This is a genomic window from Candidatus Saccharibacteria bacterium (assembly GCA_016191105.1).
Classification (GTDB): domain Bacteria; phylum Patescibacteriota; class Saccharimonadia; order CAILAD01; family BJGX01; genus JACPPH01.
Map to the genome: position 1 here is coordinate 123,122 of JACPPH010000008.1, position 12,596 is coordinate 135,717.

The window sequence follows — 12,596 nt, forward strand, 5'->3', positions numbered from 1 at the left end:
AAAGATGAATAAACTGCCCGCCAATATATACATCGATGGCGAAAACCTGCTTTATGGTTTGTTGCCAGTTTTATTGCAAGAGAAGTTGGTGACCGAACGAGCGGATTTGGTTAAATTCGATCTCATATCGCTATTTATAGAGGCTACCAAAGATAATGCCAAGCCAATCAAGATATTTTACTATGGCACCAAACCACACATCGTAAAAGACATGGGCGAGGAGGCGCTTGAGGCCTCAACCAAGATGCATGAGCACAAACAAGCTTGGGGCGAATGGCTCGATAAACAGCAAATACTTTATATAACCGCAGGCAACCTAAAAGCGCGGCAAAAAAAAGAAGGCGTGGTGTTTCAAGAAAAGGGTGTTGATGTTCGCTTGGCCGTTGATATGGTTAAACAGGCTTATGAAGGACCCAAAATGAACTTTGTGGTGGCCAGCTCCGACTCCGACATCATCCCAGCCTTGCGAGTAGTTAAAGAAAAGGGGCACAACATAACCTATGTGGCTATGCCGGGCGGGCAGAACCGGGCCATTAGTGCCCATGCCGACAAAACAATTATTCTCAAACGCCAAGCTATAGTTGATGGCTATAAAGAAGTAAATAGTTAATGGATAAGCACGATTACTACAAAGTGCTCGGCATTGCCAAGGGCGCCAGTAAAGATGAGATTAAAAAAGCTTTTCGCAAAAAGGCAGTCAAGCTGCATCCCGATAAATCCACAGGCGACGAAGCCAAGTTTAAAGAGATCAATGAGGCTTATGAGGTTTTAAGCAACGATCAAAAGCGCCAAGCTTACGATCAGTTTGGCCATGCCGCCGGGGCGCACCAGGCTGGCGGCGGGGCTTACGGCGGCGGCAACCCATTCGAAGGCTTTGGCGGTGCGGGCTTCGACCCCAACAGTGTTCACTTTGATTTTGGTGGTGCCGGCGGCGGTGGCATCAACGATATTTTCGACATGTTCTTTACTGGAGCTCGCAACCGAACCCGCGATGTCGAAGTGGCCATGACGATTGATTTTATGGAGGCTGTAAAAGGCGTAACCAAAGAGATTAGTTTGCGAGTCAACGATCGGCAGGGTGGCGGGCGAAAACAAGAAGATGTGAAGATCAAGATACCGGCTGGCATCGATGACGGCCAGTCTATAAAGATGACTGGCAAGGGCGAGGTGAATGCTAATGGCCAGCGCGGTGACTTGTATGTTCATATTCGAGTTCGGCCAGATCGCCGCTTTGAGCGCGAGGGTGCTAATATTATCTCTGAAAAATCGATAGATTTTGCCGATGCCGCACTCGGCACGGAGATTGAGGTCGAAACTATCAATGGCAAAGTAACGCTCAAAGTTCCCGCCGGTACCCAGCCAGGTAAGATTCTTAAACTTAGCGGTAAGGGCTTACCCATTCTAAATACAACCAATCGCGGCGATCACCTAGTTGTAGTGAATGTTGAGGTTCCAACCAAACTTAGTGCCAAACAGCGTGAGTTGCTAGAAGAGTTTAAAAAGTCTACCAAAAAACACAAGTTTTGGTAGCAACCCATTTGCCGTTCTGAGCTTGTCGAAGGATCTGTGCTGGTACTATACTAAAACATAAGAATTAAACTTATGTCATTTTTTAATTTCAATGTTATTGCCCTTGGCTTAGTTGCCGGCTTTGTTGCTTACGGCATATTGCTTGGCGAAAATAGAGTAAGGTTAGTTGTCCTCGGAAGCTCGTTGGCACTATTTGCCGCTAGCCAAGTACCCTTAGAAAGCTTAGAGGAGATAAGTCAAAAGGGCCTGCTTGGTTTTTACCCAGCTGGGGCGCAAAGTATATTGATCTTGACAGCTCTAATAACTGGCTTGTTTGCAGTTGGTGCCATGTTGGGTATTAAGAAGGCTCAAAACAAGGTTCGCTCGTTCATTTTGAGTATTATTGCGGCGCTGTTTTTGATCTGTTTTTCGGTAGCGGTTTTGCCCGATGCTAATCGAGCTAAGCTGGTTACCGACTACAATCTAGCTGCCATGGCTTACAGCATTCGCTACTATGTACTGCTTGCACTGATCGTATGGTCGCTAATTACACTTTTTGTTGCCGAAAAAGATGACAAGCACAAAAAATGAGCGAAAAGGCGCCAAGAGTATACCCTGAAAGGCCAGGGGAAATGTCTGAAAGCTTTACTGGGGCCATATCCATCCTTGAAAGACCTCCAGAGATTAACTTGACTTCGGAACAGCTGAAAGGGGTGCGCGAGTTTGAGGCCAAGCTATTTAACGCCGAAAATCCTTTCTCTGAAAGTATTAATGTTAAGAGTCCAGAGAAAACACTTAGACAAGCAGAATTAGTAGAGCTAAAGCCAAGTGTACTTAGCTTAGATTATTTTTTGACACCCGCTGGAGCCAGTTTGCTGCAGGAGGTAACCAACCAAAGTATCAATTTTAGCAGCTTAGATGAGGTTAGACAGTTCTTTGCAACAGAGATAGCCGGCTACAAACCATCTCAAATCAAAAAATTGCAAGCACCTTCTGATAAATTCGCTCGCAATAAATTGGAGCAGATTGTTTTGGGCCATGCAAGCGACGAAGAGCCAGAGTTTTTTGGCTTTCTAAGAGCTCCAGAAAAGCTTTTAGAAAAAGCCAAATTTTCAAGTGAGCTAAGACGATACATACTAGATGTGAGGCGACACCTAGATGAACTAAAGGACGACCCGCTCTACGAAACCAAAAAAGTTATATTTGATATCTATAGTCAAAGGGTAAATGTTCTCAGTGCCAGAATCTACCAAGCCGCTATTAAACTGTCTGTGCAAAATGAAGCTAGTGAGGATGACCGATATGGAGAAATACTATCGAGCTTAGAGCAGTACTTGCCAGGCTGGCGAGGCCAAGAGAGCCCAGAGAAGCGATTGGCTAAATCTCAGGATAGACAGCAACTTAGCAGGTTTTTATCACGACTCGATAAATTTATAAATGGTGCCTCTGAAAACCAAGGGAGCATCGTAAATCAAGATCTTGTTCGGATGCAGAAAGAATACAATACAAAAGGTCTGCCAGATAGGTTGAAGGACTTTGAATATTCAGATGTTGACCCCGAGGTTTTAGAAAACACTTTTGTAGATTCCGAAACACTAAAATTCATGGTTGAAATGATTCTAAGACACTATGATCTTCTAAGCTCAGAAGAAGTTGATTTAGATAAAAGCGAGCATGCTAGCGATTCAAAATGGCAAGTGGTTGTAAGTAATACCCATACAGCCATGTCGGTGGATGGGGCAAAAAAGAGGGTTAACATCCCAGCAGATTTTAATAGAACCATTTGTGCCGAAAATCCAGCAGGGGCACTTCCTTTATTAGACCATGAAATGACGCATGTTTTTCAGTACGAAAATGCTAGTCGTATTGGACTTAAAATATTCAGTTTTCCAGCAAGTCGCGCTAATCTCTGGCACGAAGCAGGCGCAATGGCCAATGAGGCAGCTGCTCAAAAACGACTTTTTGGAAATCAGTATACAGGGCAGGGGTTGTTGCACCTCGCGGCTGTAGAAAAGCGTTTGCGTGGGGGCTCAATGGCCGAATGTGCTAGAGCTTCGCTTAACGCCTACCTTAAAGTTTTTCCTGATGCCAATAGGCAAGAAGCCGTTAAGAGAGCTGTTAGTAGAGCCATGCGTGTTTTCCGCCAAGGGCAGGGAATAGTTGAGCACGGCAATTATGTATCTGACAGCGCTTCTTTACACTATGCTGAGCAAAACATATTGAACGAGAAGCTACCTGAGAATTTGAGACAGTACCAATTTGTGGGCAGGATAAATTTAGATATTCTTGCACAGCTACATCGGACCGGGCTTTTAGGGAATTCAGACTTCGTAATACCCAATGAGATGCCGTCTCAGACAGTAGAGAATTTTGTCCGTAATGACGTCTTGAGTCAACCCGCCAAATAGACGCTTGACAGATAGGTGGCATCATAGAATAATATCACCACCATGAACCAATCACATAAAAAGCCCAGCAAAAAGATTTTAATTTTCTTTGTACTAAAGAATTCAACTACCTACAAAAACGGACACCAAAATCTTTTGGAAGGACTAAAGCCGTTTTTAAGCGATTCGGTTGAATTGTTTTATACATTCTACGACGATCTCATTTATTCAATTGTCGATGGAAAAACCCGCATTTTTGATACCCGCAATGAGGTTGATTTAATAGAATACGACTTTGTGCATTTTCGTTTTTGGCATAAAGCTGCAGAGCAAGCGGCTGCTTGTGCAGAATATCTTAAACAGTATGGCCGCAAGTTTTCTGACTCTGAGGTTGCTGGATATCGTTCAAAGTCAAAGCAAAGTGAGTATTTTTGTTTAGCCGCTCACAGCTTACCGGTGCCCAACACGCTCATATGCTCAGAACAACATATTGAACAAGCACTAAAGCAATTTCCTAGATTCCAATTTCCATTAATAGCCAAAGACGTAGATGCCTCAAAGGGTCGCGATAACTACTTGGTAAAAACCCTCCTTGAGCTGAGAGAAGTTTTTAAAAAGAATCCCGGCATACGATTTGCTATTCAAAGCTTTATCCCCAACAAAGGTGACTATAGAATCTGGGTCTTTAATGGCCAAGCTGTTGGGGGCTATATCGTACAAGGAGCAATAAAAAAAGCCACTTAAACAATACTTCTCAAGAAGGGTTTAGTTCTTTACTCGAAACCAGAGAACTTGACAAAAAGATTGTACAGCTCGCCATCAAAGCGGCACGTGTAATGCGTCGCGAAGTTGCTGGTGTGGATGTTATACAAGATCAAGATGGACAGCACCTCTTTTTGCTAGAAGTAAATGGGACACCCCAAATTGATACTGGGAGCATGATCGAGTATAAGCTAAATGCCATGGCTCGATACCTGGATTCGGCAGCCGACCCAGGTAGCTGATATAATATTCATAATCTTAAACCAGAGATTAAGCGAGCAACGATTAATGTTAAAAATGACAACTAAGTTAATATATGACGAGATACTTTTACGCGGCTGGAAAGTGGAGATCTTGGATGAACAAAAGAACTTTCTGCGTTTTTGGGATGACTCGGGGAAGCACCATTTACTTAAGAATGACAACACTGAGAAAACTAGCTTGATTAATTTCTACATCGCAAAAGACAAGCAAATTACTTATAAACTGGCTGCCGACTTAGGCATCCCAATCCCTAATACACTAGCCTTTACAGAAATGGAGGGGGCTGAAGAATTTCTGGGTCGAGAAGGACGGGTTGTTGTAAAACCGCAAGATTCTGCGCATGGCCAAGGAGTAACTGCCGGTATTGTGGATGTATCGAAACTGCATACAGCAATCAAATTCGCTCAAGCATATTCTAACAAGCCATTAATACAGACCCACGTTGAAGGTGATGACTATAGGCTGCTTTATATCGACAAAAAACTGGTTGCTGCAACAATTCGAGAGCCCGCCAGTATAGTAGGTGACGGCAAACAATCTATCTCTGAGTTGATATTGGCAGAAAATCAAAACCCCAAACGAGGCAAAAACTATGTAAAAGAGCTGAATGTTATCGATGAAGCCGCTGCCGTGGAGTATCTTGGCGATCGTGTGTCAGAAGTTCCTCGCAAAGATGAGAAAGTTCAGGTGATAGGTGTAGCCAACATGGGTAGAGGTGGTAAGGCCATAGATGTTACAGACAATGTATCGAGCCAGATGTTAGAATATGCTAGTAAAATTGTGAACTATCTAGATATGGGACTTTGCGGTGTCGACTTTATCTACAATACTAAAGATAACCAGATGTTTCTAATTGAGATTAATGCTGCTCCCTCGTTTGGCCTACATGAACATCCTAGTGTCGGCAAGGGCAGAAACGTAGCAAAATCGTTTGTAGATTGGTTCGCCAAGTAAGACTTTTAAGGTTGACATGCTTATTAATCATGAGCTAAAATCATGCTTTGATTTTACAGAGAGTCAAAAAATGCAAACTATTGGTAGAGAAGTAAAGATATCATTGCCCAACCAAAGGCTTTATAATCTGGACGCCAAGGTTGATACCGGTGCTTACCACTCGGCCATTCATTGTCACGAAGTCCAAAAAAAACTTATCGATGGCAAGACTGTGCTATCAGTTCGCTTCTTGGACCCCGAACATCCGGCCTATCACGAAAAGGAACTCATTTTTGAAAAGTTCAAAAAAACAATTGTTACTAGCTCGTTTGGCAATAAGCAGCAGCGCTATATTATTAAGCTTAAGGTCAAAATTAATGATAAAATATACATAGCAAACTTCACTCTGGCCAACAGAAGCCGACTAAAATATCCTATACTTCTGGGCCGGACATTGTTAAGAGGAAACTTTTTAGTTGATCCCTCGAGGAAACAGTAGCCTATGAAAACTGTCATTTTATCTAAAGAACCCAAAAGCTACTCCACGCAGACACTACTAAAGGCTGCTAAGAAACGTATGGATGTAGTTAAGGTTTTGGATTACTCTCGTTGCTACATGGAAATTGAGGCTAGTAAGCCATCTATTTATTATTTAGGTAGGGCCGTGGAAGATGTTGATATTGTAATACCTAGAATTATTGCTTCGTTTAGCGCCTATATAAGTACGGTTGTAAGGCAATTTGAGATGATGAGGGTATATAGTTTAACCTCATCGTTGGCTGTAGTTCGTGCATCTGACAAGCTAAGATCGCTGCAGTTGCTGGCTCGCTCAGGGGTACAGATCCCTAAAACTGTTTTTGCACGAAAAACTGCCGATGTCACAGACATCCTAGATATGATAGGGGGTGCCCCAGTAGTAGTTAAGTTGTTAGAGGGGAATCAGGGTATCGGTGTAGTATTGGCAGAGACACGTAAAGCAGCCCAGTCTGTGGTTGAGGCTTTTTATGGGGTAGGAGCCAACATTTTGATTCAAGAATATATAGAAGAGGCTCATGGCGCAGATATACGTGCACTAGTAGTTGGTGACGAGGTGGTTGGAGCTATGCTGCGCCAAGGAGTCGAGGGCGACTTCCGAAGCAACCTGCATCGAGGCGGCACTACACAACCGGTGGAGCTCACCACCAAAGAGCGCAATATTGCAATCAAAGCCACCAAAACTCTCGGGCTGACTGTGGCGGGGGTAGATATACTTCGTTCCAAACGCGGTCCACTTGTTATTGAGGTTAACGCCTCACCCGGATTTGAAGGTATCGAGAGCGAAACTGGCATAGACATAGCTGGTATAATCGTGGACTATGCTATTTCAAAATCATCTGGCAAGCGTCGCAAAGATCGCATTGGTGCCTAAGTAAGACAGAATTCTCGATATATGACGTTACCCACAAGTTCTTCAAGAAAAAAATACTATCAAAGGACACTTAAATCGCACGGTGAAAGCCCCAAGTCCTTACAGTGGGTTAATTATCGTGCTGCCGCACTGCGTTATCACGCACTAGTATCTAGCCTAACCATAGAGGGTAAAAGCATACTTGATGCTGGTTGTGGCATGGGCGATCTATTGCCTTATCTCTATGCCGACACGGGAAACTTTCAGTATCTTGGGGTAGACGTAACTCCAGAGTTTATTGACATTGCTAACAAGCGCTACGATGGGGATAAGTTCCAAGTAGCTAATCCATTTTCTAGCGAATTTAATGAAAAATTCGATATTGTATTGTCGTCTGGAGTAATGAACTCGGTGGGGGAAGATTGGCTAGAACAGCGCAAAACAATGATCACCAAGCTCTATAGCCTCTCCAATAATATATGTGCTTTTAATATGGCAGGTGGCTTTGAACCGAATACCTCAACTAAAACGATTGCTTATGCCAACTGCTTGGACATATTGAAGCACTGCAAGAGTTTAACTTCGGAGATTGTTCTTATTAATAACTATCACCCCAAAGACTTTACAGTTTTACTCTACAAGCAACCTGTTGGGGTCAAAGCTTAAGATTGATTTTAGGCTGTAAAAACTGTACAATATTCAGGTTAAAAACGTTGTTTCTATGCAACTAGTCGACCAAATAAGAGAGTAAAACTCTATTTGTTTGGTCGAAGAGGAACAAGTGTGTGTTGACTGAAGGCGAATTCTGAATTAAGAATTCGTCACAAGTGTTAACACACTTGTGACGAGGGCCCGTAGCTCAGTTGGTTAGAGCACCTGCCTTTTAAGCAGGGTGTCGTGGGTTCGAATCCCACCGGGCCCTCCACTAAATAAGTCCACCAAACGGTGGACTTATTTAGTGGTAGTCAGAGTGAGAACCCAATACCACGAAGTGGTGGGTTCGGCGTAGCGAAAGCCACGCGCAGAAGTTTACTTCGAGCATAACTAAGCGAAGAACGCGCTAGCCGCTATCCCACCGGGCCTCATGAGCGCTTGTACTTACAAAAACTGCCCTATCAACCGGTGTCGTTTTTTGTTACACTCACACCCATGAAACAGCAATCTTTTGAAGATTCCATTAATGAAATACGCAAGACCGTAAGCCGATTCCAGAAGATCGAAGGTAAACAATGGGGCGTTGAGGGCGCAGTAATTGAACTATCTAAGCAAGTTGGCCAGCTTGCAGCTGTGGTCATGAATCGCGAAGGCTACTACTATGCGGATCGTGAAAAAGACAATAGCATTTATGAAGCATCGAACAACAAAATTGCCGACGAACTAGCCGATATTATGTTCGCTATAGTACGAATCGCCGACCATTATGGTATTGATCTTGTGGCCACCAATGTCAAAACCCGGCGCATAGAAGATGAATTTCTTAAGACAAAAGGTGTGTAGATGGTTATTAAAGAAACACAGAACAAGGGGCGGGGAGTTTTTGCCGAGAAAGACTATAAAAAAGGGGAGCTTATAGAGATCTGCCCTGTGGTTGTGTTGTCTGCCAAACAGCGGCAGCTCATTGATAAGACAGAGCTGTTTAATTACTACTTCGGTTGGGAAGACGGCCAAGCCGGCATAGTTCTAGGCTACGGCATGATGTACAATCATTCTTTTAGACCCAATGCTGAATATTCAAAGAATTTCCTGGATCGAACAGTTGCAGTTTTGGCGCACCAAAACATTAAAAGCAATAGCGAAATAACTGTTAACTACAATGGTAAGCCCAAGAGCCAAGCCAAAATTTGGTTCAACACTAAAGAATAAATTTAGCCCTTACGCTTGCTACTAAAATGCTTACGCCGCTAAGCTAAAGCTTGTGCGCAGAAGCTGGCAAATTACCACTATAGTAATAGGATTTTTGGTTGGCATTGTTATTGCCGCCAACTTTGCTATTGCCATTACATTATGGTGGCTAGTGCCGCTATTGCTGGCCTGTGCCGGCCTGCTGTTTGTTCGTGGCAAGCTTGGTTACGTTCTGTTTTGTGTGCTCGGATTAATTATTGGTCTGTGTCGGTTTGGAATTTACATTTACAACAATCCAATACGACCCCTACAAGCTCTATATAGTCAAAAGATCGATGTGGTGGGAGTTGTTGTTGGCGAGCCAACCCGCGATGACAATCGTGATTATGTTTTTTACATTAATAATCTTAAAATCAATGGTCGTTCTGTGGGCTCGATGATCAAGGTTAAAGCACTAAGTGGAGCAGCCAGAGAAGGGAACACAGTTTTAGTTACCGGCAAGCTTTACCCGATTGATGGGAGTAACGCCGAAGCTAGTATAGGCTATGCCAAGGTAAAGATTATTAGCTCCTCGCAGTCGTTTTTAGTCCAAGTTAAGCAAAGGTTCTTAGCCGGCTTGCGAGCTGCATTGGACGAGCCGGCTAGCTCATTTATGGCCGGCATCTTGCTAGGGAGCCGGAGTGGCCTACCGCGCAACCTGCAGGATTTACTAGCTGCCGTGGGCTTAAGTCATATTGTTGCCATATCGGGCTACAACCTTACGATTTTAACGGGGTTTTTACAAAGGCACTTTGGTCGTAACTGGCGCTGGGGTGGTCTGGTATTTTCGCTTTGGGCAATTTTGGGGTTTGTGCTGCTAACCGGTGCAAGCCCATCTATTGTGCGAGCGGGAATTATGTCGGCCCTGTTTTTGGTTATGAGCTATTATGGCCGAAAGTTAAACATATTTACCGCTCTGAGTTTGGCCGCAGCAGCTATGCTGTTGTTGAATCCAAGCCTATTAATCACTGACATTGGTTGGCAGCTGTCGTTTCTTTCACTCACAGGCATCGTGCTGTTGGCGCCCAAATTTCAATACATATTACCCAAGCGCCCAAGCTGGCTTAATGAGCTTTTGGCGGTCAGTCTTGCGGCACAATTAGCTACTGCTGGTTTGATAGTTTATATTTTTGGACAGGTTAGTTTGGTGGCACCGTTGGCAAATTTAATTGTACTGCCACTAGTACCAGTATTGATGTTGATTGGTACAGTCTTGGCTTTGTTTGGTATGGCTCTACCCGAGCTAGCTTATTTTTTGGGCCATTCTGTGACTTGGCTGGTTAACCAACTTTTTGACTTAATAAGCTATCTCTCGCGTTTGCCGCTGGCGGCTAATCGTATAAACGGCATTAGCTTGCTGGCTGTGGCTGCTTACTATGCAATCCTTTTGGCCTGGGTATTTTTGGTGCGGCCAAGTCAGGCCAAAGGCTTATCAACAGATCTGAAAAATGCTATAATTGGAGTAAATTCTGTATCGTCGCAGGAGCATTTAAAGTCAAGGGCCTCATAGTTTATGGAGCCCAAGACTTGGGCGAGCAGTGAGTGAAGCGTAGCAGACTCTACGCTGATCGAGCAGTGTAGCCAGTAAGGCAGGAATTCACCAAGATAGGAGATCCAACATGTCTGGACATAGCAAGTGGGCTAGTATTAAACACAAAAAAGGCGTAGCCGATGCCAAGCGCGGCAAAATTTTTACCAAGCTGGCTAGCGAAATTGCCGTAGCGGCCCAAGGCGGTGCCGATCCCGGCATGAATTTTAAGTTGCGCCTGGCTATTCAAAAAGCCAAGGCCTCTAATGTGCCGGCCGCCAACATCGACCGGGCAATCGCTAAAGGTAGCGGTACTGGCGATGGTGCCAAACTCGAAGAGCTAAGCTACGAAGGCTACGGCCCTGCCGGAGTGGCGGTGATGGTTAAGGCCTTAAGCGATAATCGCAATCGCACTGGCTCCGAGGTAAAGTCGACATTTTCTAAACATGGCGGTAACTTGGGTGCGCCAGGTTCGGTAGCTTACGTGTTTGAGAGCAAAGGAGTTATTACATGTAAGGACGGTCTAGACAAAGACGAAGTCGGCTTGCAGGCTATCGAAACTGGCGCCACTGATATTGACGATAGTGAAGGCCAACTAGTTGTGTACACTACACCCAACGACCTCGAAAAAGTTCGCGATGCTTTGGGTGAAGATACAGTGGAGTCGGCCGAAGTTAAAATGGAGCCAACTCAAACTATTACTGTAGACGATGAGGCTAAAGCCAAGACCCTAACCAGACTAATGGACGCCCTCGACGATCTAGATGATGTAGTTGAGGTCACGGCCAACTTCGACATCCCCGATAAAATTTTAAGTAAGTTGGAATAGCCATGCCATCTACTCCCTGCGACATAGCACTGCGTCCAAGTAAAGAAATTTCAGACTGCTCTATCGCAATAAGCAAAACCCTGAATGGCTCCTTTGCGCTAAGTGAAGCTGAGTACTATCCGCATATAAGCTTGTATATGCTACAACTTAAATTAGACGATATTGTAACCGCCGAAAAAGACTTAAAAATAATTGCTTCTAATTTTAAGATATTTCAACTTCAGGCCATTAAATATTCTCAAGACGAAGGCTTTGTAGACGTCGAGTATAAGAAGCTCTCGAGCCTAACCTTTCTTCAAGAGAAGGTACTGGCTATTTTTAACTCAATGCGAGACGGCATGCGCGAAAAAGACCGAGCACGACTAGCGACTACCGAAGGCCTCGCAAGAGAGAACTTACAGCAATACGGATACAGAGGAATAGGCGAGCTGTTTCGCCCGCATTTAACCCTAACAAGGTTTAGTAATAAAAACGAACAGCAACTTACTAATATGCCCAAAATTGATTCCTTTAGCGGCTCATTTGACCGCATTGGTCTATTTGAAATGGGTGAAAGCGGAACTTGTAGGCGAAAGATTTTTGAAATTAAGTTAAAATAACAAAATGAAAATTCTTGGCATCGATCCAGGCACGGCAACCACTGGATTTGGTGTGATTGAAAAAAAAGACGGCAAGTTGACCGCAATCGATTGTGGTGTAATTTCGACAGATAAATCTTTAGCGATGCCAGAGCGACTCGATATTTTATACAAAGATATTAAAGAACTAATTGCTCACCATAAGCCAGATACTGTTGCCGTGGAGCAGTTGTTCTTTGCTCGCAATGTTACTACGGCGCTGACTGTTGGGCAGGCCAGGGGAATAGTTTTGTTGTCTGCCCAGCAGGCTAAGTTGCCAATTAGGGAATTTACTCCTTTGCAAGTTAAGCAATCTGTTACCGGCTATGGGCAAGCCACCAAAAAGCAGGTGCAAGAGATGGTAACTAAAATTCTAAAGCTCAAAACCATTCCAAAACCAGACGATGCAGCTGATGCGCTGGCGATTGCAATTTGCTGTTCGGCGTCGAACAATTCTCATCGCACACCTCTGCGTTAAAAACTCCAATCCTCATTCACC

At 44.1% G+C, this 12,596-nt stretch carries 16 protein-coding genes and 1 tRNA gene; all 17 read left to right on the forward strand.

The annotated features are described in order from the left end of the window. Positions 1-4: 4 nt before the first annotated feature. The 17 genes from HYX70_04470 to ruvC all read left to right on the forward strand — a co-directional run bounded on the left by HYX70_04470 (position 5) and on the right by ruvC (position 12,575). Positions 5-610, forward strand: coding sequence for an NYN domain-containing protein (locus tag HYX70_04470; protein ID MBI2798516.1), 606 nt, complete (start codon positions 5-7; stop codon positions 608-610). Continuing rightward, entirely contained in the window at positions 610-1,530 is a 921-nt protein-coding gene (locus HYX70_04475) for a DnaJ domain-containing protein (GenBank protein MBI2798517.1), read from the forward strand. The genes HYX70_04470 and HYX70_04475 overlap by 1 nt, the downstream gene beginning before the upstream one ends. A gap of 72 nt (positions 1,531-1,602) precedes the next feature. Beyond that, complete coding sequence (locus tag HYX70_04480; GenBank protein MBI2798518.1) at positions 1,603-2,100, forward strand: hypothetical protein; 498 nt, start codon at positions 1,603-1,605, stop codon at positions 2,098-2,100. Beyond that, positions 2,097-3,917 carry a hypothetical protein gene (locus tag HYX70_04485; GenBank protein MBI2798519.1) on the forward strand — a complete coding sequence of 607 codons (1,821 nt, stop codon included), beginning with the start codon at positions 2,097-2,099 and terminating at the stop codon, positions 3,915-3,917. The genes HYX70_04480 and HYX70_04485 overlap by 4 nt, the downstream gene beginning before the upstream one ends. A 42-nt stretch (positions 3,918-3,959) precedes the next feature. Continuing rightward, the gene (locus HYX70_04490; GenBank protein ID MBI2798520.1) at positions 3,960-4,640 is read left to right on the forward strand and encodes a hypothetical protein; all 681 of its coding nucleotides are present in this window, start codon (positions 3,960-3,962) and stop codon (positions 4,638-4,640) included. 59 nt (positions 4,641-4,699) lie between these two features. After that, entirely contained in the window at positions 4,700-4,900 is a 201-nt protein-coding gene (locus HYX70_04495) for a hypothetical protein (protein ID MBI2798521.1), read from the forward strand. Between the two features lie 55 nt (positions 4,901-4,955). Then, positions 4,956-5,876 (forward strand): ATP-grasp domain-containing protein, encoded by a 921-nt coding sequence (locus tag HYX70_04500; GenBank protein MBI2798522.1) that lies wholly within the window; start codon positions 4,956-4,958, stop codon positions 5,874-5,876. 16 nt (positions 5,877-5,892) lie between these two features. Continuing rightward, positions 5,893-6,354, forward strand: coding sequence for an ATP-dependent zinc protease (locus HYX70_04505; protein ID MBI2798523.1), 462 nt, complete (start codon positions 5,893-5,895; stop codon positions 6,352-6,354). Positions 6,355-6,357: 3 nt separating this feature from the next. Further along, positions 6,358-7,263, forward strand: coding sequence for a 30S ribosomal protein S6--L-glutamate ligase (gene rimK / locus HYX70_04510; protein ID MBI2798524.1), 906 nt, complete (start codon positions 6,358-6,360; stop codon positions 7,261-7,263). 21 nt (positions 7,264-7,284) lie between these two features. After that, on the forward strand, positions 7,285-7,908 hold the full coding sequence (locus HYX70_04515) for a class I SAM-dependent methyltransferase (protein ID MBI2798525.1): 624 nt from the start codon (positions 7,285-7,287) through the stop codon (positions 7,906-7,908). Positions 7,909-8,090: 182 nt separating this feature from the next. Next, positions 8,091-8,167, forward strand: a tRNA-Lys gene (locus HYX70_04520). Positions 8,168-8,391: 224 nt separating this feature from the next. Then, entirely contained in the window at positions 8,392-8,739 is a 348-nt protein-coding gene (locus HYX70_04525; GenBank protein MBI2798526.1) for a MazG-like family protein, read from the forward strand. Next, positions 8,740-9,105: an SET domain-containing protein-lysine N-methyltransferase gene (locus HYX70_04530; GenBank protein ID MBI2798527.1), complete on the forward strand. Its 366-nt coding sequence runs from the start codon at positions 8,740-8,742 to the stop codon at positions 9,103-9,105. It abuts the gene before it with no gap. Between the two features lie 52 nt (positions 9,106-9,157). Continuing rightward, on the forward strand, positions 9,158-10,633 hold the full coding sequence (locus HYX70_04535; GenBank protein MBI2798528.1) for a ComEC/Rec2 family competence protein: 1,476 nt from the start codon (positions 9,158-9,160) through the stop codon (positions 10,631-10,633). Between the two features lie 109 nt (positions 10,634-10,742). Beyond that, positions 10,743-11,480, forward strand: coding sequence for a YebC/PmpR family DNA-binding transcriptional regulator (locus HYX70_04540; GenBank protein MBI2798529.1), 738 nt, complete (start codon positions 10,743-10,745; stop codon positions 11,478-11,480). Positions 11,481-11,617: 137 nt separating this feature from the next. After that, the gene (locus HYX70_04545; protein MBI2798530.1) at positions 11,618-12,079 is read left to right on the forward strand and encodes a DUF1045 domain-containing protein; all 462 of its coding nucleotides are present in this window, start codon (positions 11,618-11,620) and stop codon (positions 12,077-12,079) included. Between the two features lie 4 nt (positions 12,080-12,083). Then, positions 12,084-12,575 carry a crossover junction endodeoxyribonuclease RuvC gene (gene ruvC / locus HYX70_04550; GenBank protein MBI2798531.1) on the forward strand — a complete coding sequence of 164 codons (492 nt, stop codon included), beginning with the start codon at positions 12,084-12,086 and terminating at the stop codon, positions 12,573-12,575. The last annotated feature ends 21 nt before the right edge of the window (positions 12,576-12,596 follow it).